The organism is Devosia sp. (genome assembly GCF_028290435.1).
Taxonomy (GTDB): Bacteria; Pseudomonadota; Alphaproteobacteria; order Rhizobiales; family Devosiaceae; genus Devosia.
In genome coordinates this window covers 13496-31624 of the sequence record NZ_JAQGJV010000022.1, presented here as the reverse complement: position 1 = coordinate 31624, position 18129 = coordinate 13496, and the positions used below count along the sequence as shown (strand labels likewise).

Below are 18129 nucleotides of genomic sequence, written 5' to 3'. Positions count from 1 at the left end.
GCGATGCCCTTGCCGCCCGTCACGCCGTAGACCTCGCCGTTGATGAAGCTGGCTTCCTGGCTCGCCAACAGCACATAGACCGGAGCCAGTTCGACAGGCTGGCCGGGCCTGCCGAAATCGCTGTCCTTGCCGAATTGCTGGACCTTCTCATCGGGCTGGCCGCCGCTGGGCTGCAGCACGGTCCAGAACGGGCCCGGCGCGACGACATTGGCGCGGATGCCCTTCTCGATTACCTGTTTGGCCAGCGCCTTGGTGTAGGCGACGATGCCGGCCTTGGTGGTGGCGTAGTCCAGAAGGATCGGCGAAGGCTCATAGGCCTGGATCGATGCCGTGGTGATAATCGCCGCACCCGGCGGCAGATGCGGCACGGCCGCCTGGGCGATCCAGTGCAGCGCATAAAGATTGGTTTTCATGGTCTGGTCAAAATCCTCGGTGCTGACTTCAGCCACGGACTGGCGAAACTGTTGGCGGGCGGCATTGATCACCAGAATGTCGAGCCCGCCAAGACCGTCGACGGTGCGCCGCACCATGTCCTTGCACCACGCCTCATCCTTGACATCCCCTGCCAAGCCGAGCGCCTTACGACCTTCCGCTTCGATCAGGGCGATGACCTCTTTGGCGTCAGCTTCCTCGTCCGGTAGATAGCCGATCGCGACATCAGCGCCCTCGCGCGCATAAGCGATTGCGGCGGCTCGACCTATGCCGGAGTCGCCTCCGGTGATGAGGGCTTTACGGCCGGCCAGCCTCCCCGATCCCTTGTAGCTTTGCTCGCCATGATCGGGTTTAGGATCCATCTCTCGGGCCAGCCCGGGCGCCGGTTGCGGTTGCCTGGGGAAGGGCGGGCGGGGATACTGCTTGCGGGGGTCCTGCATCTTCAGGCGGTCGGTCATGGGGTCCTCGCTGTGTGAGATTACAGGCAGCAATGACATTGCAAGCGCTGGGGTTCCGCTCGCGCCGATCACCATCAGCGCCGGACTTCCGGAGTTATCAGTCCGGCGATAGAGCCTTTTCGCACCAACGCCGTTGGAAGGTTATGAGAGAGCGGATGACTCCTGCCGATCGCGAAGAGCTGTTCGAACTTATTCGGAGCTGCATCTGGCTTGCGGCCGGGCGGCGGCGGCTCTGCGGCTAGCGGAACATTGGGACGCTCGGAGGAACTGCTGGCGCGGTTTCGCATCGAGGACGACCGCGCCCCAGCAATTTGGAAGCGGATAGTGGCGGTCCGCGACGGGTCGGCCGACTAAGGCCATCAAGGACGCCCCCAGATCTCCCTCTCCTGACCACGCCCCAAAACGTGAACCGCCCGAACATAGCTTTCGCGGTAGCTATTCCGCCGCGGAACAAATCGCCTCGCGACCATTGCACGCTGGAATTTCTACCGAGAACACAGATGTCCGAGAAATACGCGTCAGCAATGCTGCGTTGGCGGCAATATGCCGGGCCGGCGGACACGTGGTCTAATGCCGCGGTCTCCTCCAGTGGGGCCAATCTCCGCGACAGGGCCAGCGATATCACCGTCGGGGAACGGACGTTGCCGCGGCGAAGCCAACAGCATTTCGGCTACGGCCCGAAAACCCTCGAGCGTGTCCTGCGGGTCCAGAGATTTCTGCGTGGCGCGCGAGACCCGCGCCCGAACCGGCTTGCGGCGATGGCGCTGAATGCGGGCTATGCCGATCAAGCCCACATGAACCGAGAGGTGAAGGCACTTACGACGCTGACCCCGCTATGCTGTCATGGGTCGATGGTACAGGTGGCACGATGGTTAAGCCAATCTACGGTGTTTCCCGGCCGCCGGCGCTTCGATTTCATCGGGCCAAAGGGTACGAACTGGCCGCATGGCCGGACAAATAGAACGTGCCGCCGAACGCCGTCGTCGAAAGAAGCAGCTCGCTAAACGGCGGTCTCATGCACTCAACAGATCGCGTAGCGCAAGCTGGATATAGGCCTCAACCAGGGCGTCTCCCTCGGACCGGTCGACCGAGATGGCGAGGCGCATGGTGGCAGTGCCCAAATGCATTACCAGCATGGCCTTGGTGAAGAGCGCGCCGATCTCGCCCGTTGGGCGAATGCGCGCGAGCGCCTCCGCCAATATCCGTCCGTTTTCGCGGCTGTCGCCGATATCTATGTCCTGCAAGGCTCTGTCCGCCTGGGTGCCCGACCATATGTCGCGCATGACCGGCTCGTCCAGGAATAGGCCGTAATAGATATCGATCAGTTCGCGAAAGGCACTGGCAAGGCCATCCGCATCGCGAACGCCATCCAGCCCGTCGCGAATGCAGGTGCGGCCCTCGTCGTTGTATCGCTCCGCCAGCGTGCGAACCACCGACCCTTTGTCGGGAAAATATTGGTAGAGCGAGCCGATGGGGACGCCGGCCCGTTCGGCCAGTTCTCCCATTTTCATCGCATCGCTGCCGCCTTGGGCAATGAGGTCCTTGGCCGCCGACAGGATGCGCTCGACGCGCTCACGGCTGCGCTGCTGCTGCGGCGTGCGCCGAACGCTGGCGCCGCTCTCCCGATGATCCACAACAGGCACAGGCATATGTGAGGTTTTCTCATATTTCGCGTTGACAGTCATAATATGAGGATTTATCACCTTCTGCAATACGAGACTTCCTCATATTTTGGAGTGGGCCAATGCAGAAGCCAATCGTTGTCGTCGGCGGCACAGGCAAGACCGGCGGGCGCGTCGCCGAACGGCTGGCGGCGCGCGGCCTTCCCACCCGGCCGGCCTCGCGAAGGACCGGGTTCGACTGGACCGACCGCACCAGTTGGGCGCCAGCGCTCGATGGCGCCGAGGCCGCCTATATCACTTATTACCCCGACCTCGCCGCCAAAGGCGCCGCCGATACCGTGGGGGACTTTGTCACCTTGGCGGTGTCGCTGGGGGTCAGGCGGCTGGTGTTGCTGTCGGGCCGCGGCGAACCCGAGGCACAGGCCAGCGAACAGCGCCTGATCGCGTCGGGCGCGGATTGGACGGTGGTCCGCGCCAGTTGGTTCAACCAGAATTTCGACGAGGGCCAGCTCGCTCCGATGATCCTGGGAGGCAAGCTTGCCCTGCCGGTGAGTGCGGTTCGCGAGCCCTTCATCGATGCCGACGATATCGCTGACGTGGTCGTCGCGGCGCTGACGGAACCGCATCACATCGGCGAGCTCTACGAGGTGACAGGTCCGCGATTACTGACCTTTGCCGAGGCCGTGGAGGCGATCAACCAGGCGTCTGGACTAGCGGTGCAGTTCCAGACGGTATCGGCACAGGATTTCGTCGAAGGGCTTGAGGCAGGCGAGGTCCCGGGCGAGGTCATTGAGCTGCTCGAAGAGCTGTTTACCGTGGTGCTGGATGGCCGCAATGCGACCCTGACCGACGGGGTGCAGCGTGCCCTGAGGCGGCCGGCGCGCGACTTCGCCGATTATGCGCGGGCTGCAGCGGCGCGTGGCGCCTGGAGGCCGGCATGAACGCTCCGGCCAATATCCTGGCGCTGGTCACGGCACTGGGTGCCGCGTTGATCGGCGGCACTTTCTTCGCCTTCTCGAATTTCATCATGCCCGCCCTGGCGCGACAGCCGGCGGCGAGCGGAATCGGCACCATGCAGGCCGTCAATATCACCGTGATCAACCCGGTCTTCCTGGGCGTCTTCATGGGCACGGCGCTTCTGGCCATCGCCCTGGTCGTCGCAGTGCTGGTCGGGGGGCATCCGCGGCAGTTTCTCGTGATTGCCGGCGCGGCGCTCTACGTCGCCGGAACCTTTGCCGTGACCATGGCCTGCAACGTGCCGATGAACGACGCACTGGCCTCGTTGCAACCCCAGGGTCTGCAAGCACCGGAGATTTGGGGGCGTTATGTGGCGGACTGGACTTGGTGGAATTCGGTCCGCGCCCTCGCAGCAGTTGCGGCCGCTGGCTGTCTCACCATCGCGGTCATGGCATAGCGTTGAGGCCGTCGCCATGGAAGCGAGAGTGTATCTCGCGATGAAATCGCCCTGCCACTTCGGGTTCTTGCTGCCCTAAAAGGATCACCATCCGGCTGGGCGCCACCATGTCACGGACTGGACAAGCCACACCGCCCATGGCTCCACTGCGACCGTCCAGATCTTCGGAGTTTACATGCGGGCCCTCCTCGTTCTCGCCCATCCGCTCGAGTCCAGTCTTTGCGCCAGCCTTGCCCAAACCACTATCGCCGCGCTTGCGGCCCGCGATGCCGATATTGATATCCTCGATCTCTATGCCGAAGGCTTTTCCCCGCTCCTCACCCCGAGGAACGCGCGCACCACTACGACACGCCCCGTCCCGGCTTCGACGTCCTCCGCCTGCAGGCGCGTCTCGCCGCCGCCGATGCGCTGGTGCTGGTCTTCCCCACCTGGTGGTTCTCCATGCCGGCAGTGCTCAAAGGCTGGTTCGACCGGGTCTGGAGTCCCGGCTTTGCCTTCGCCCATGGCACGCCGATCAAGCCGCTGCTGACCAATCTCAAATCCTGCCTCGTAATCACGACGCTTGGTTCGCCTTGGTGGATCGATGCCCTGATCATGCGCAACCCCAACAGGCGCATCCTCAAGACTGCCCTGATCGGCGCCTGCGCGCCGCAGGCCCGCTTCGAGATGCTGTCGCTCCACGCCGCCGAAAACCTGGCAGCCGCAAAGGTAACTGCCTTTGAGGCCAATATCGCCCGCGCCGTCGCGCGGCTGTGCGGGAGACACACCGGATGAACGACGACAACACTTCCTGGCAACGCAGTATCGAGGCTCTTTGGGACCGATTTGGCAAACTGTCGCCGGATGCATTCCTCTCCGAAATGAGCGCCCTCGCTGCGGTGCGTCCCGCCGGGGACCCCATGGCACTCTTCGAGCTTGCTTCGGCGCATGACGCTCTCGATCGGGAGCAGGAAGCCGCCATCCTTTACCGCCGCGCCCTGTCGGGCGAGCTCCCCGAAAACGTGAGGCGACAGGCAGTCATTCAATTGGCCAGCACGCTGCGCAATCTGGGGGAACTAGAGGAAAGTGTCGGCTTGCTGAAAGCGGAGGTCGGTCGATCCGACGAACTCGATGACGCGGTTTTGGCTTTTCTTTGCCTGAGCCTGATCGACGCCGGCAGACCGCGAGAGGCAGCAGCCCGCGCCCTCGCGGCCCTTGCCACGCATCTTCCGCGGTACCGCAAGTCCGTGACCACCTACGCGAACGCAATCCTTTCAGACGATCTGGATTAGCAACTCTGTTCCGACGCCGAGCGCCCGCAAGATCGCACCCGCAGTGCCGCGGTCATTGTCACCACCTGAGGCCCTGCTTTGACGATCCATTCAGCCACGCGTAGACCGCCGGCACGAAGACCGGCGGTCGTGCTTCCAAATCGCTGGAGCACGTCGCCTAGACTCACATGGCCGAGCATCGCGCCCGACCCTTCCGGAGCCTCGCCATTCTCGATGGCGAGCGCAAACTGCACCGCCGCCTCCGCCTCGATGCCCGCCCGCAATGCCGCCAGCTTTGGCCAGCGTCCGGCCTCCGCTACACCGTGGATGGAATTTCAGCGTCGAAAACGGTCGGCGTAGCCACGACGCAAAAGGCGGCGGGCAATCAGCCAGCACCAGCACGGCTTCGCCCCAGCGAGGCGGTACGGCGCGACGTCCGGCCAGCGACTCGCTGCAATCACGGGAGTGCCCATATCCTCTCAGCAGCTCTGGCTTGGCTGAGTGACACTGAAAGGTAGCAGATGCAGCACGACGAAATGCTCTCGGACTTGCAACGGTGAAGCGATAGGAGATTGGCGCCCTGCTATGTGTGACCATCATCGCCGCCGACAACAGGGGCTCAAACGGTACAGCGTGGTCAATCAGGACAGCCGGGCCGCCCGGTTCTGAACATCATCGCAACGATCGTTTCGAACAATTCGGCCCGGGCCTGCTCTTGCGTAATGTCCCCCGCCGCGGCGGCGTAGGATAGGCGCTCGGCGGCCCCGAGCATGGCCCACATCCCCGCCGGAGCAAGCGTGGGCGTTCCAGCAAATGGCGCAAGCACGCCCCAGCACTTCTTCAGGAATGCCGCCTCGTAGTCGCGTTTAATTTTCTCAAGCTCCGGCGAACCTGCCAGCGCCGCGATGACGCCCGGAATTTCGCGCCCATGCCGAATGACACATTCCACGTAGGACGACGCAATGACGGAAGCCTTGCTCTCCAGCGTCGTCTCGCTGGCCTGCAGCGCCGCGTCCATCACGGCCGTCTGCCGCCGATCAAAGTCCTGATAGAGCACGGCCAACAACTCGGACCGTGTCGCGAAATGGCTGTAGACAACTGGCTTGGAAACACCGGCAGTTTCGGCGAGATGTCCGAGCGTCAGCGCGTCCGTTCCGTCAACGCGGACAATCTGCCATGCGACATCGAGAAGCTGACGGAGGCGCCCTGCCCGCTTGAGCCGGTGGCGGGGCCCTGGACTGGAAGTTCGTTCGTGCGGCTCAACGCTTGACATATTTATATACCAAAAGTAACTTACCAAAAGTATATAAGACCCGTCTTTCGTCCGCAATCAGTTTGCCGGAGACCGCCATGCACGCCCTCATCGTCATCGCCCATCCCGACCCAAAGTCTCTCACCCATGCCGTTGCCGCCCACGTGCTTGAGGACATGTCGCAAGCCGATGGCACACATTCCTTCGAGGTCGCCGATCTTGCCGCCGAAGGTTTTGACCCTCGATTCACCGCCGCGGATATTGCTGTCCATCTCCAGGGGGCGACACCCCCCGCCGACGTCGTCACCCACCAGGAGCGGATCGATCGAGCCGACGCTCTCGTTCTGGTCTACCCCGTCTACTGGTGGTCGATGCCCGGCTTGCTGAAGGGCTGGATTGATCGGGTCTTCACCAACGGCTGGGCTTATGATGAGCGCTCGGACGCCAAGCTCATAAAAAAGCTGGGCCGACTTCCAGTCCATCTGATCGCTATTGGCGGCGCTAGCGAGCGAACCTATGCACGACACGGTTATTTCGGCGCCATGAGGATGCAGATCGATCATGGAATCTTCGATTATTGCGGCGCGCGTGTCGTGACGTCCGAACTTCTGCTCCAATCGGACGCGCAAGATCCGAGCACTTACTTCGAGACCGCGCGTTCGATCGGCCGCGTCCTCTTTGCAGCATCAAAACAGCGCGACGCCGCTTGAGTGGTCTCCCCACTTATAGGCGCCCGCACAATGCTTGATCTCCGCCTCATGGAGCATCTTCGACGCCATGCGACGGAGTTGCGGGTCGTTCACGAACGTCCAACGCCCTTGAGGGTCCGTTTGTGGCCATCTGGTCGTGATTCTCTGGCTCAATCGATCGAGCGCCAGTCCGCGCGATAGACACTGCTTGTGACCCGACGCTCGGCTGACGCTTTACGCCCGCCCCATATCTCTTGAAATCGGTTAGTATACGCGGCCCCCAGGCATCGACCCTCGCCGCGCCGCAACAAGCAGGGCGTTCAATCCTGGCACTGTGTCATTGCCTGAGATGCGGCAAGATTTCGGCGATGTCATTGGTCCAGACATAGTCTGGAAACCCCTTGGGGACGGCGTCGGCATACGGGATGGTGTCGATACCATCGCTGTCGTCGGGGCCGCCATAGGGTCCGCGCAGCAGAACAACGCTGCCGGCATCGTGCATGCGCTGCACAAAGCGGTTGGGCCAACCCCACATCCAGCCGGCATAGTTGATCGGCAGCGGCACGATGGTGTCGCGGCATGCGGCCGGAACGTGTCCGGTCCAACCCAGCAGCAGATAAGGCACGAGACAGTCTTTGATACTGGTCGTCGAAAAGCCTCTGAGTCCTGCCACCTTGGCCAAGGCGGATTGCGTCGGCTCGGCCCCGCCATAGATGCCCCAGATGGCGAGCCGCCACGACGGGTTATCGGCAATCATCGCCGCCAGCATCTCCCCTTCGGCCGGATCGCGGGACTTGAAGTTGATCAGGAATTGCCGGTTTGGAAAGGCCGCAATGACCTCGCCTAGCGACGGCATTTGCCCAATGCCCTTGCCACGCAAAGGAAAGGTCCGGCCGCCATCGGCCGTATAGCCATAGCCAATGTCGAGCGCCTTGAGATAGGCCATGTCGTGCTCGCGCGTTACGCCCTCGCCATCAGTGCGGCAATCGAGCGTCCAGTCGTGAAACACCGCGAACTGGCCGTCGGTCGTCGGCTGCACATCCAGTTCGACGACACTGGCGCCCAAGTCGAATGCAGCCTGCATGGCCACGATTGTGTTCTCGATTTCCGAGAGGATGGGCTCACGGATTCGCGTGGCTGTGCAGGTCTCGTCAGTCAGCCCGGCGCGGTCGAAATTCTGGTGCACGCCGCGATGGGCCATAAGCTTTGGAGTGCCATCCAGGTTCGGCGCCAACCACGACGCGTTGAACAGGTAGCCGGCCCCTGCCATGATGGCGGCAGCCACTATCAAACTCAGCAGCAGCCGGTGGCGTCGCATAAGCTTCCCTTCAAGTGTCGGATTTCTCACTCAATTGCAGGATATTGAACGCGATAATGGCCGGCTTGGATAAACGCGACAAAAGGGCGGATTTGCCGGAGCCCCTGCCCAGGGGCTTCCTTGATCGGCGTCGCGCCGCCGAGCGTGTCAGCGTTCGCCGCTATCCACCGAGCCCCGAACTGGCGCATATCATCGACAATCATTTCATCATCGAGTGGAGCCTGACTCCAGAGCGAACCGAGCCGCAGCGCTTGCTGCCCTCGCCCCAGGCCAACCTCATCGTGGCACCCGGTTCGGCCTCGGTCTTCGGGGTTCATACCGGCCTGCGGGTGGATATGTTGCAAGGCGCCGGCCGCGTGGTCGGATCGCGGTTTCGCATTGGCGGCCTGCGTCCGTATCTCGATAGGCCGGTCACATCACTGACCGGCGGCAGCGCCAGCGCCCGGCTCGTCAGCGGGATGGCTGACACGCAGTTCATCGCGACACTGTCGCGCGAACAGGATGATGGGGACGTCATATGCGCTCTCACATCGATTCTTGCCGCATCCGTTCCGCTAGCCGATCCAGCCATCGATCTGGTCGAGGCCATGGTCGACGCCATGCGTCAAGCGGGCGGGCCAATGCGAGTGGAAACGATCGCCAAGCAGTTTTGCGTTACCCTGCGCCAGGTGCAGCGCCTGTTCCATGACTATGTCGGGGTTCCGCCCAAATGGGTCGTTCGCCGCTATCGCCTGCAGGAGACGGCGCTGCGCCTCGCTTCAGCCGACCAGGCCAGTATCGCCGCCATTGCCGCCGAGTTGGGCTATTTCGACCAGGCCCATCTCACCCGCGATTTTCGCGCTCTGTTCGGCTGCTCGCCCAAACAATATCGAGTGTCGAGCGAGCGTGTCGCGCCATGATAGATAGACGCTAGTCAGCGTATGGTCCTTGGCGACGAGATTGTCTGGCACCCATCCCTCGCCGCTGAAATCCTGGGTTGCCCAAAGGACGCGGAGGAGCCTCGTCTAGATACGCCCCAACGGCACTTTCAGCCCGCGCGTACTGCGGGTGCGACCCTGGTCGCAAACAGTTCGATGCCTCTGGCAATATCCTTGAACGGTTGACCGCCGATATCGATCTGGCCCGCGAAGCGGGAGCTGCCGACGCTGTGCTTGAGGATCAGGATCTTGTCGACCACCTGTTGCACACTGCCACCCATCAGCGTGCCCTGCGGAGATAGCATCTGAGCATAGGTCGCCACCGGCATGGGGCCTCTAAACATCGGCCGCAGATAGGCCGAATAATAGGGATAGAAGTCCCGCTGGGTCTCTTCCGCTGTCTCGGTGACATGCAGGTGGCCGAAGGTCGATATCTTCGCCCATGCAGGATCGCGTCCCGCCTCGGTCCAAGCCTGACGGTAGAGCTGGGCCATCTGGGCATAGCCGGCAAATGAGCCGCCCAGCACGGGCATCGTCAGGGGATAACCCAATTGCGCCGCGCGCACCACGCTGCCCGGTGAGCCGGCCCCGATCGAAACCGGCAGTTTGCCTTGGGTCGGACGCGGGGCGATCTCGGCATCGCGCAACGCCGACCGAAATTTGCCGGACCAACTGACGTGATCATGGCTGTTGAGTTCGGCGAACAGGTTCAGCTTTTCGATGAACAGCGCGTCGTAGTCCTTCAGATCCATACCGAACAACGGGAAATTGTCGGTGAAGGCACCGCGGCCGAACACGATCTCCACCCTTCCCTTGGACACCAGGTCGGCGGTTGCGAATTCCTGGAAAGTGCGCACCGGATCTGCCGTGCTCAGCAGCGTCGAGGCGCTGGTGATGCGGATGGTCTTGGTCACGGCGGCCATGGCCGCGATGATGGTGGCGGTGGCCGAGTTCACATAGTCGAGGCCATGGTGCTCGCCGACCCCGATAATGTCGAGGCCGGCCTCTTCCGCCAGCCTTGCCAAGTCCAGCATCTGTGTCATCCGCTCGGTCGGGGACGGTTTGAAGCCGGTATGCGGGTCGGCGACCATGTCGCCAAAGGTGTAGAGGCCCAGTTCCATGGCTCAACGTCCCCTGTAGCGTCAGGCCAAAATCGTCTGCAGCACGACGTCCAGCGACTTCGGCGGTCGGCCGCCAAGACGCTCGACATCACCCGTCACGATATCCATGGCACCGGCGGCAAAGGCTGCCTGAATGCTCGTTACCGCGTTGACCACGCCCTCCGGCATCCCAGCACCCACGAGACCGGCGCGCAATTGCTCGTCGGTAATGATCCCGAAGCTCATGGGCTTGCCGGTGGCAGTCGCCGCCGCAGCCGCACGCTCTGCCCCGGTCACGCTCCGGGGACCCGTCGCGGTATAGATGGCGCCGACGTGACCGTCGCCGACCAGGATTCCGGCTGCGGCCGCCGCGACATCATCGCGCGAGACGAAGGCGACCTTGTTCTCGGCAAGGCCAGTCAGCACGCCCGTGCCAGCGGACATCTGGACTTCCTGGGCCAGCGACTCGGCATAGTAGTTCATGCGGAGAATGGTCCAGGCCGGGGCGACGGCGATGAGGCGCTGTTCGCCCTTCCAATAGGAGGCGCCAACCGCCGGCTCTTCTTCATGCCGTGTACCAGCGGCAGACATCAGGACGACATGGCCGACGCCGGCCCTCACGGCTGCGTCGATGGCGGCGACGTTCTGCGTGCCCCGCTGGCCAGGCTGCATGTCGGAGGACGGAATGATCAGCAGGCGGTCGAGACCGGCATAGGCGGCCGCCAGCGTTTCGGGATGATCATAGTTGCCGGCCCTCGCTTCCACGGCGCCAGCGACGACGTCGGGTGTCCGCGAGATGGCGACGACACTGTGTTGGGGAGCGCGATTTGCCAGTTCCGCCAGCACGGCCCTGCCCAGATTGCCGCTCGCACCACTAATGCCGATCTTCATTGCCGTCTCCACTTTTCGCCGTTACGAACATTTTGTGCGTGACGATATGTCGGTAACCGACGTCCGGCACAAGAACGCACGATTTTCTCCCTCACGCACACGCGTGATCGTAATGGAGCCCAGTCATGAGTGGATCGATCCTGGGCCTCTCGGCAGATGAGGCATTGGAAGGCGCGGCGAACTGCAAGGCGATTGGACAGATCATCGAGCGGATCGGCGACAAGTGGACCGTCTTGGTGGTGGGCTGCCTATCGCATGGCCCCATGCGCTTCACCGTGATCCAGCGCACCGTGCCGGGCGTGTCGCATCGCATGCTGACGTTGACCCTGCGCGGCCTCGAGCGCGACGGCCTGGTCAAGCGTACAGCCTTTGCGACCATTCCACCCCGTGTCGACTATGAACTGACCGAGGCCGGGCAATCCCTCAAAGAGCCGCTCGAAGTGCTGGCCAAATGGGCGCGCGACTGGCAGCCCAGGATTGAAGCGGCGCAGATCGAACACGATGTGAAAGCGGCATAGCCTTTATTGGCGGAGCTGTCGCAAGTATGTTGTTGGCGTCATAGAACCGATCGCAATCGCCCATTCGAGCTGAGGCGCACACATGCGTAAATCCGCCAATCCTCTGAACTATACCGGCTGATCAGCCCCTTCGAGGCCAGCCTTGATGGCTGCACCCTTGTTCAGCAGGTGCTGCCGAAGCAGGATCCCGAGACGCGAGCCATCGCGCAAGATGAGCGCCGACAGGATGTCCTCATGCTCTTCGACGGCGGCTTGCCAGCGTTCGGGCTGCAGGTTCGCCTGATAGCGATAGCGAAGGATCCTGGTGTTCAGACTGGTGTAAAGCGAGACCAGAACGCCATTGCCGGTGGCTGCGGCCAGGCTGAGGTGGATTTTCTGGTTGAGCTCGAAATATGGCGCCATTTCCCGACGCAGGAAATGGGCGAACATCTGGTGATGCCAGGCCCTTATGGTTGCGATGGTTTGCGCGTCGCTGTTGATAGCCGCCTGCTCGCCGATCATGGTCTCGAGATGCGCCATGACCGCCAGCGTCGCCTCGAAGTCCTTGATCGACAGGCTGGTAACCACCGCGCCCCGATTGGGCAGCAGGGTCAGCAGACCCTCCGATGCCAGCACCTTGAACGCTTCGCGCAATGGCGTGCGCGAAATGCCGAAGCGCTCGCACAACAGCCGTTCGTTGAGCCGCTCCTTCGGCTTGAACTGGTTCTCCATGATGGCGGCGCGCAACAGCGCCAAAACCTCGGAGTGCAGGTTTTGCCTGGGGATGCGGGTCTCGCCCTGCGGAAGGCTCTCGATGATTTCCGGGCCGGCTTCGAGCATCTGAATTGCCAACGATCCTTTCCATTCCCATCCTCGGTAACCCGTCACTCCGATGAAGTCCATTTCGCCATTCGTTCATATTGCATTCAAAATTCATTATGGTGTAGACCGATGCTACCGATCGCGCCGAAATCTCCGCGCCGATCGAAACCGCACATCGTTGGAGGACGGCCAAATGAATGCACTGGCGAACGCGAAGCCCTATTTCCCGGGCTGGCAGCTCCTGCAGATTCCCGGGCCCTCCAATGTTCCGCCAAAAGTGCTGGCGGCCATGGCGCAGCCGACGATCGATCACCGCGGCGAGGCTTTCGCGGCGTTCGCCAAGACATTGCTGGATGACCTCAAGCCGATTTTTGGCACCAGCGACGACGTCGTCATCTTCCCCTCCTCGGGGACCGGCGCCTGGGAGGCTGCGCTCGTCAACGTGACATCGCCGGGCGATGCGGTGCTGATGGCCGAGACCGGCCATTTCGCGACGCTTTGGTACAAGCTCGCCAAGCAACTGGGCCTCAACGCCGAACTGCTCCCGGGCGACTGGCGCAAGGCAGTTGATCCGGAGGCTATCGGCGCGCGGTTGCGGCAGGACAAGGCCCACACCATCAAGGCCGTCTGCGTCGTGCACAACGAAACCTCGACCGGAGCGACGAGCGACATCGCGGCCGTCCGCGCGGCCATCGATGCTGCGGGGCACCCGGCCCTGCTGCTGGTCGACACCATCAGTTCGCTCGGTTCGGTCGATTATCGGCAAGACGAATGGGGCGTTGACGTGACCATTGCCGGCTCTCAGAAGGGCCTGATGTTGCCGCCGGGCCTGGGCTTCAATTCCTATGGTCCCAAGGCGAGGGCGGCGTCCGAAACCGCGCGCATGCCACGGTCCTATTTCGATTGGGAGACGATGCGCCCGGCGCCGTTGACCGGGCAATTTCCGTATACACCCGCCACCAACCTGCTGTTCGCCCTGCGTACTGCGCTGGACCTGCTGGCGCAGGAGGGCATGGAAAACGTGTTCAACCGCCATGCCCGACATGCCCGTGCGACACGCGCCGCCGTCGAGGCATGGGGCCTCGAAGTGCTGTGCATCGAACCCGAACATCAATCCAATGTACTGACCGCCGTGGTGATGCCCGAAGGGGTCAGCGCCGATGGCTTCCGGGCGCATATGGTCGAGCGGGTCAACATGTCGCTCGGCAACGGGCTGTCCAAGCTCAAGGACCGCGTCTTCCGCATCGGCCATCTCGGCGATTTCAACGACATGATGCTGATCGCCACGTTGGCGGGAGTGCAGATGGGTTTGATCGCTTATGGGGTCAAACCATCCGCCAGCGGCATTGAGGCCGCAATGGCTGTGTTGACCGAGACGCTGTAATCAGCGCCCCGTCCAAACCGGCGCGCGCTTTTCCACGAAAGCGCGCACACCTTCCTTGAAATCGGCGCTGCCATAGACCCGGCGGATCATCTCGCTATCGTCACCGCCACGCGCGGCGAGGCGGATAGCCTGGCGCCCGGCAGCGATGGACAGCGGGGCGTTGGCGAGAAGGATGCCGAGCAGTTCGGCAGCGCGAAAGTCGATGACTTCGGGTTCGACCGCCTCGAATGCGAAACCCGAGGCCACGGCCTGCTCGGGCTGCAGGATCTGCGCCAGCAGCAGCATGGCCCGCACCGGTCCAAGGCCGAAACTCTCCACGAGGCGCGCGACATTGCGCCCCGACAGGCAATTGCCGACCGTGCGGGCGATCGGCACGCCGAAGCGGGAGCGCGTGGACACTAGCCGCAAGTCACAGGCGGCTGCTATGACCAGGCCTCCGCCCATCGCGGCGCCATCGATAATGGCCAAGGTCGGCACCGGCAGTGCCTCGATCTGGGCAATGCCGGTCTCGATGCGCTGCTCATAGGCGAGCCCGTCCTCGGCACCGGTGAAATCGAGGAACTCCCGAATATCGGTACCGGCCACGAAGGCCTTGCCTCTGCCCCGGAAGGCCGCGGCCCGCAGGCCGGGCGTCGCGGCGATCTGCGTGCAAGCCTCGGCCAGTTGGGCATACATCGCAAAGGTCATGGCGTTGTACGCCACGGCATGGTCGAACCATACCGTGGCAACGGCGCCCTCGATCGAGAGCGTGACTTTGCCCTCGCTCATTTGGCCAGTCCCGCCGCAGCCATTGCCTGTTCGGGCGCGATGCCGAGTTCGGCGAAAATCTCGGCATTGTGCTCGCCCAGTCGTGGCGGGTGGCGGCGGACTTGCTGGGGCGTGCCACCCAGCTTGACCGGGAAGCCGATATTGCGCACCCGGCCTTCCACCGGATGATCGATTTCCATCACCGCGTGGCGCGCCTCGACATGCGGGTTGTTGAGCGCCTCGCTGTAATCGTTGATGGGGCCAGCCGGAATGCCGACGGCAAGTAGGCGTTCGACCCATTCCTCCTTGCCGGCCTGGGCGAAGGTGGTTTCGAGATCGGTGATGAGCGCCTCGCGATTGGCGAGGCGATCCGCATTGGTCTTGTAGGCCGGATTGTTGGGCAGGTCGGGCCGGGCGATTGCCTCGCAAAGCCGCAGCCACAGCCGGTCATTATTGGCGCCGAAGACGAAATACCCGTCAGCGCAACTCACCGCCTGATAGGGCGCGGCCATGCGATTGCCGGTGCCGATGCGCTGGGGAATGCGCCCGGTGCCCCAGAATTCGGAAATGTCCCATATGGCGAAGGCGAGACCCGCCTCGAACAGCGAGGCATCGATATATTGCCCCTGCCCGCTCGCCTGGCGGCCGATATAGGCCGAGAGGATGGCGTAGACCGCGAACAGCGAGCAGCCGATATCGGTGACCGGTACGCCGGATTTGGCCGGAGCGCCACCGGGATGGCCGGTGATGCTCATGACGCCGGCTGCAGCCTGGGCGATCAGGTCGAAGCCTGGCCGATCGGCCCAGGGCCCGGTCTGGCCGAAGCCCGAAATACTGGCATAGATGATTTTGGGGTTGATCGCCTTGATGGTGGGATAGTCGATGCCCAGCTTTTTCATCACGCCGGGCCGGTAGTTCTCGACGATGACATCGGCAGTCTCGGCAAGCTTGTAAAATACCGCGCGGCCTTCGGGGCTCTTGAGATCCAGCGTGATCGAGCGCTTGTTGCGGTTCATGTTGAGAAAGCCCAGGCTGTCGTCGCCCTTTAGCTTGAAGCCCATGGCGCGGCGCGTCTGGTCGCCGCCCTCGGGCGGTTCGACCTTGATGACATCGGCGCCCAGATCACCCAGCAGCATGCAGCAAAACGGTCCGGCCATCACCTGGCTGACATCGAGCACCCGCATGCCGGCGAGCGGCAGAGGCAGTTTGGGCTGGGCCGTGTCGGCTTCCGAAAGAGGCATGGCAAAACTCCGAATCTGAATTTTGCATTCATAATTCAGATCGAAAAGGATTGCAAATGCTGACAGCAAGGCGACGCGAATGCTACGGAATCGCTATTGCTTGGTCAGCGTTTGGCGCGCCACATCGGACGCAGTGCCCAACAGATGGTCGCGCAGCAACTCGGCCAGTCGTTTGCCGTCTCGTTCCTCGATGGCGGCGAGGATGGCACGGTGATCCTCGACGGCGCGGCCCCATTGCTCGGATGACTTGCGGGCGACGAAGCGCACGGCATGGGTGCGCACCAGCAATTGCTCATACATGGCCTGCAGCGCGCTATTGGCGGCCACGGTGAACAGCTCACGATGGATTTCGCGATTGAGCCGCAGATAGTCCTTTTCGTTGCCGGAGACATGGCAGCCGAATAGCTGGTCATGCAGCTTGCGGAACTTGGAGATGTCCTTGTCGGTCAGGCGTGCGACCGCCAGTTCGCCAGCCAGGGCCTCCAACGCCGCCATGATGGGAAAAAGCTCATCGATTTCGGCCTGGGTGATCTGCGCCACATAGGCACCGCGGCGCGGCATGAGTTGGATCAGGCCTTCGGAGGCCAGCACCTTGAGGGCTTCGCGCAGCGGCGTACGGGAGATGCCAAAGCGCTCGCACAGTTCGGGTTCGCGCACCTTGCTGCCCGGCGCCAGATCGCCGGCGACGATCATGTCACGCAGCGCGTCGCTCACATTGAGGTGCAGCGCCCCCTGTTGCAGCAGCGTCGATGACAAGGCCGTTCTCCGCTCGAAAATCTGCGCCCTTCTGGCACAAAACCGGGCGGGCATACAAGCCACGCGCCCGGTGCCGTTCGGCGCGTCTTGGCATCGCGGCAGGCACCGGACTGCGACGAAAGACCTAAACGACACTCTTGCGCTTGGGCAAAACATATCGCTACTATCGAGAGATCAGACCTCTGTCCCCTAAGGTCTAATGTTATTACTTTGGAGGCTGTTTTGCGCGCAGACGTAGTGCGGTTTGCCCTGCCCGATCCCGGCGATGTATCGGGCCTGCGCCAAGCCATCGACACTGGCCGGATCGACCCCAAGACTATCGTGGCGGTGATTGGCAAGACGCATGGCAATGGCCTCGTCAACGATTATACGCGCGGCTACCTCACGCTATCGCTGGCGCTGCTAATCGCCGAAAAGACCGGCGATACGCCGGAGGCCGTGCGCGCCCGTGTTCCATTCGTGTTCTCGGGCGGCGTCGAGGGGGTGCTGTCGCCCCACTACAGCGTGTTCACTGCCGTGGCGGACGAGACCCCTGATAGCGGCGGCAAGTCGCTGGCGATCGGAGTGGCCTTTACCCCAGATTTCCATCCCCACGATATCGGCCGCCAGCGCCAGATCGACCTGACGGCGGCTGCAGTCGAACACGCTATGGCTGCGGCCAAGATCGATCGCGCAGACGTTCATTTCGTGCAGACCAAGGGACCGGCTTTCACGCTGGCCGAAATCATCGCCGACCGCTATGCCGGCACGCCGCCGGTCACCGACAATCCCGGCAAGCTGATGAGCTATGGCCGCGCCGGCTCGGCGCTCGGCGTCGCCAAGGCTTTGGGTGAGTCGGCGGGGCTGGAGGCCCCGGTCCTCAACGATTTCAGCCAGTTCTCGTCCGTCGCCAGTTGTTCGGCCGGCGTCGAAGTGCGCGGCAATGAGGTGATTGTCATCGGCATGAGTTCGGCATGGTCCGGCCCGCTCGCCATTGCGCACGCAGCCATGAACGACGCACTCGACACCGCCGGCATTTACCGCGCACTCGCCGATCTCGGTCTCCCCGCCAGCCCGCAAGTCAGTGCGGCGGACGCAAAACGCCTGCGCGCCGGCTTCGTCAAATGCGAGGCCTCGCGCGACGGCAAGATCCGTGGCCGCGGCCACACCATGCTCAATGACGGCGACATCGACCCCCAGCGCCACATCCGCGCCGCCGTCGGCGCCGTCGTGGCCAGCGTGGTCAACGACACCGCCCTGTTTGTTTCCGGCGGCGCCGAGCACCAGGGCCCCGATGGCGGCGGCATGATCGCCCTGATCGCCGAACGCAACGCCTGATCGGCCCACAGAGACAGTGCAG

Annotated in this window: 18 protein-coding genes and 1 pseudogene; 9 read left to right on the top strand and 10 right to left on the bottom strand. The window is 63.0% G+C overall.

Translation table 11 applies throughout. The features are described from left to right. Together JWP26_RS06470 and JWP26_RS06460 are read right to left on the bottom strand one after the other, a co-directional pair. Positions 1-890: SDR family oxidoreductase (locus JWP26_RS06470; protein ID WP_299724881.1), on the bottom strand; the 890-nt coding region annotated here is incomplete at its 3' end. A 1013-nt stretch (positions 891-1903) separates the two neighbouring features. Continuing rightward, positions 1904-2539: a TetR/AcrR family transcriptional regulator gene (locus JWP26_RS06460; RefSeq protein ID WP_299724879.1), complete on the bottom strand. Its 636-nt coding sequence runs from the start codon at positions 2537-2539 to the stop codon at positions 1904-1906. A 95-nt stretch (positions 2540-2634) separates the two neighbouring features. Between JWP26_RS06460 and JWP26_RS06455 the strand changes: the two genes are divergently transcribed. From JWP26_RS06455 to JWP26_RS06435, 4 genes and pseudogenes are all read left to right on the top strand, one after another. After that, a complete protein-coding gene (locus JWP26_RS06455; RefSeq protein ID WP_299724877.1) occupies positions 2635-3453 on the top strand; it encodes an NAD(P)H-binding protein in 819 nt (272 codons plus the stop codon). Next, positions 3450-3926 carry an anthrone oxygenase family protein gene (locus tag JWP26_RS06450; protein WP_299724875.1) on the top strand — a complete coding sequence of 159 codons (477 nt, stop codon included), beginning with the start codon at positions 3450-3452 and terminating at the stop codon, positions 3924-3926. The genes JWP26_RS06455 and JWP26_RS06450 overlap by 4 nt, the downstream gene beginning before the upstream one ends. A 175-nt stretch (positions 3927-4101) precedes the next feature. Further along, positions 4102-4700: pseudogene (locus tag JWP26_RS06440) on the top strand (NAD(P)H-dependent oxidoreductase). After that, complete coding sequence (locus tag JWP26_RS06435) at positions 4697-5197, top strand: tetratricopeptide repeat protein (protein ID WP_299724873.1); 501 nt, start codon at positions 4697-4699, stop codon at positions 5195-5197. The pseudogene JWP26_RS06440 and the gene JWP26_RS06435 overlap by 4 nt, the downstream one beginning before the upstream one ends. Before the next feature lie 616 nt (positions 5198-5813). Here JWP26_RS06435 and JWP26_RS06430 read toward each other — a convergent pair. Continuing rightward, a complete protein-coding gene (locus JWP26_RS06430; RefSeq protein WP_299724871.1) occupies positions 5814-6449 on the bottom strand; it encodes a TetR/AcrR family transcriptional regulator in 636 nt (211 codons plus the stop codon). Between the two features lie 77 nt (positions 6450-6526). Between JWP26_RS06430 and JWP26_RS06425 the strand changes: the two genes are divergently transcribed. Further along, positions 6527-7138: an NAD(P)H-dependent oxidoreductase gene (locus JWP26_RS06425; RefSeq protein ID WP_299724869.1), complete on the top strand. Its 612-nt coding sequence runs from the start codon at positions 6527-6529 to the stop codon at positions 7136-7138. A gap of 316 nt (positions 7139-7454) precedes the next feature. Here JWP26_RS06425 and JWP26_RS06420 read toward each other — a convergent pair whose 3' ends face one another. Further along, positions 7455-8435: a glycerophosphodiester phosphodiesterase family protein gene (locus JWP26_RS06420; RefSeq protein WP_299724867.1), complete on the bottom strand. Its 981-nt coding sequence runs from the start codon at positions 8433-8435 to the stop codon at positions 7455-7457. A 56-nt stretch (positions 8436-8491) separates the two neighbouring features. On the opposite strand from JWP26_RS06420, the gene JWP26_RS06415 reads away from it, so the two are divergent. Next, positions 8492-9334, top strand: coding sequence for a helix-turn-helix domain-containing protein (locus tag JWP26_RS06415; RefSeq protein WP_299724865.1), 843 nt, complete (start codon positions 8492-8494; stop codon positions 9332-9334). 128 nt (positions 9335-9462) lie between these two features. On the opposite strand, the gene JWP26_RS06410 is transcribed toward JWP26_RS06415, so the two are convergent. Next, positions 9463-10473: an LLM class flavin-dependent oxidoreductase gene (locus JWP26_RS06410; RefSeq protein ID WP_299724863.1), complete on the bottom strand. Its 1011-nt coding sequence runs from the start codon at positions 10471-10473 to the stop codon at positions 9463-9465. A gap of 21 nt (positions 10474-10494) precedes the next feature. Continuing rightward, positions 10495-11343 (bottom strand): SDR family oxidoreductase, encoded by an 849-nt coding sequence (locus JWP26_RS06405; protein WP_299724861.1) that lies wholly within the window; start codon positions 11341-11343, stop codon positions 10495-10497. Positions 11344-11468: 125 nt separating this feature from the next. Here JWP26_RS06405 and JWP26_RS06400 point away from each other — a divergent pair, with 125 nt between their 5' ends. Continuing rightward, positions 11469-11861: a helix-turn-helix domain-containing protein gene (locus JWP26_RS06400; RefSeq protein ID WP_299724859.1), complete on the top strand. Its 393-nt coding sequence runs from the start codon at positions 11469-11471 to the stop codon at positions 11859-11861. A gap of 108 nt (positions 11862-11969) precedes the next feature. Here JWP26_RS06400 and JWP26_RS06395 read toward each other — a convergent pair whose 3' ends face one another. Next, positions 11970-12692 carry a GntR family transcriptional regulator gene (locus tag JWP26_RS06395; RefSeq protein ID WP_299724857.1) on the bottom strand — a complete coding sequence of 241 codons (723 nt, stop codon included), beginning with the start codon at positions 12690-12692 and terminating at the stop codon, positions 11970-11972. A gap of 163 nt (positions 12693-12855) precedes the next feature. Between JWP26_RS06395 and JWP26_RS06390 the strand changes: the two genes are divergently transcribed. Continuing rightward, positions 12856-14046, top strand: coding sequence for an aminotransferase class V-fold PLP-dependent enzyme (locus JWP26_RS06390; RefSeq protein ID WP_299724855.1), 1191 nt, complete (start codon positions 12856-12858; stop codon positions 14044-14046). Here the strand turns inward: JWP26_RS06390 and JWP26_RS06385 are convergent, their stop codons facing one another. From JWP26_RS06385 to JWP26_RS06375, 3 genes are all read right to left on the bottom strand, one after another. Continuing rightward, positions 14047-14814 carry an enoyl-CoA hydratase gene (locus JWP26_RS06385; protein WP_299724853.1) on the bottom strand — a complete coding sequence of 256 codons (768 nt, stop codon included), beginning with the start codon at positions 14812-14814 and terminating at the stop codon, positions 14047-14049. Beyond that, positions 14811-16034 carry a CoA transferase gene (locus JWP26_RS06380; protein WP_299724851.1) on the bottom strand — a complete coding sequence of 408 codons (1224 nt, stop codon included), beginning with the start codon at positions 16032-16034 and terminating at the stop codon, positions 14811-14813. The genes JWP26_RS06385 and JWP26_RS06380 overlap by 4 nt, the downstream gene beginning before the upstream one ends. A 93-nt stretch (positions 16035-16127) precedes the next feature. Beyond that, the gene (locus JWP26_RS06375) at positions 16128-16790 is read right to left on the bottom strand and encodes a GntR family transcriptional regulator (protein WP_299724849.1); all 663 of its coding nucleotides are present in this window, start codon (positions 16788-16790) and stop codon (positions 16128-16130) included. A 222-nt stretch (positions 16791-17012) separates the two neighbouring features. Here JWP26_RS06375 and JWP26_RS06370 point away from each other — a divergent pair, with 222 nt between their 5' ends. After that, positions 17013-18107 carry a ring-opening amidohydrolase gene (locus tag JWP26_RS06370; protein WP_299724847.1) on the top strand — a complete coding sequence of 365 codons (1095 nt, stop codon included), beginning with the start codon at positions 17013-17015 and terminating at the stop codon, positions 18105-18107. Positions 18108-18129: the final 22 nt, after the last annotated feature.

Bases quoted from the DNA above. Each gene is read 5' to 3' on its own strand.
- JWP26_RS06460 (WP_299724879.1), bottom strand. From the start codon at position 2,539: ATGCCTGTGCCTGTTGTGGATCATCGGGAGAGCGGCGCCAGCGTTCGG.
- JWP26_RS06455 (WP_299724877.1), top strand. From the start codon at position 2,635: ATGCAGAAGCCAATCGTTGTCGTCGGCGGCACAGGCAAGACCGGCGGG.
- JWP26_RS06450 (WP_299724875.1), top strand. From the start codon at position 3,450: ATGAACGCTCCGGCCAATATCCTGGCGCTGGTCACGGCACTGGGTGCC.
- JWP26_RS06435 (WP_299724873.1), top strand. From the start codon at position 4,697: ATGAACGACGACAACACTTCCTGGCAACGCAGTATCGAGGCTCTTTGG.
- JWP26_RS06430 (WP_299724871.1), bottom strand. From the start codon at position 6,449: ATGTCAAGCGTTGAGCCGCACGAACGAACTTCCAGTCCAGGGCCCCGC.
- JWP26_RS06425 (WP_299724869.1), top strand. From the start codon at position 6,527: ATGCACGCCCTCATCGTCATCGCCCATCCCGACCCAAAGTCTCTCACC.
- JWP26_RS06420 (WP_299724867.1), bottom strand. From the start codon at position 8,435: ATGCGACGCCACCGGCTGCTGCTGAGTTTGATAGTGGCTGCCGCCATC.
- JWP26_RS06415 (WP_299724865.1), top strand. From the start codon at position 8,492: ATGGCCGGCTTGGATAAACGCGACAAAAGGGCGGATTTGCCGGAGCCC.
- JWP26_RS06410 (WP_299724863.1), bottom strand. From the start codon at position 10,473: ATGGAACTGGGCCTCTACACCTTTGGCGACATGGTCGCCGACCCGCAT.
- JWP26_RS06405 (WP_299724861.1), bottom strand. From the start codon at position 11,343: ATGAAGATCGGCATTAGTGGTGCGAGCGGCAATCTGGGCAGGGCCGTG.
- JWP26_RS06400 (WP_299724859.1), top strand. From the start codon at position 11,469: ATGAGTGGATCGATCCTGGGCCTCTCGGCAGATGAGGCATTGGAAGGC.
- JWP26_RS06390 (WP_299724855.1), top strand. From the start codon at position 12,856: ATGAATGCACTGGCGAACGCGAAGCCCTATTTCCCGGGCTGGCAGCTC.
- JWP26_RS06385 (WP_299724853.1), bottom strand. From the start codon at position 14,814: ATGAGCGAGGGCAAAGTCACGCTCTCGATCGAGGGCGCCGTTGCCACG.
- JWP26_RS06380 (WP_299724851.1), bottom strand. From the start codon at position 16,034: ATGCCTCTTTCGGAAGCCGACACGGCCCAGCCCAAACTGCCTCTGCCG.